The sequence below is a fragment of the Mesorhizobium sp. WSM4806 genome (assembly GCF_055811635.1).
The window spans coordinates 1-480 of the sequence record NZ_JBVVQZ010000073.1; the positions used below are offsets into that span (position 1 = coordinate 1).

A 480-nucleotide genomic window follows, 5' to 3' on the forward strand; every position below is an offset into this window, starting at 1 on the left:
TGCCGCGGCCTTGGCCCGATCTGCTGGATCACCAGCCCGGCCGCCAGCGAGCCGAGATCGCCGCAATGCTTCAGGCTGCGCCCTTGCGTGTAGCCGTAGAGGAAACCGGCGGCATAGAGGTCGCCGGCGCCGGTGGTGTCGACCAGCTCGCGGATTTTCGTCGCATCGATGGTGACGGTCTCGTCGCCGCGCACGATGACCGAGCCCTTTTCGGAGCGGGTGACGGCGGCGATCTTGCAGCGCCTCGTCGAAGGAGGCGGTCTGGTAGAGCGCCTTGATCTCGTGGCTGTTGGCAAAGACGATGTCGACGGTGCCTGAGCGCATCAGGTCCAGAAACTCGTCGCGGTAGCGGTCGACGCAGAACGAATCCGACAATGTCATCGACACTTCGAGCCCGGCGGCATGGGCGAGCTTCGCCGTCTGCCGGAACGCTTCCTTGGCGCGCGGCGGGTCCCACAGATAGCCCTCGAAATAGGTGAC

At 65.4% G+C, this 480-nt stretch carries 1 pseudogene; it reads right to left on the reverse strand.

Going from position 1 to position 480, the window contains the following annotated elements:
• Nucleotides 1-480: pseudogene (locus AC0L2M_RS34630) on the reverse strand (adenosine kinase); the annotation flags it as partial.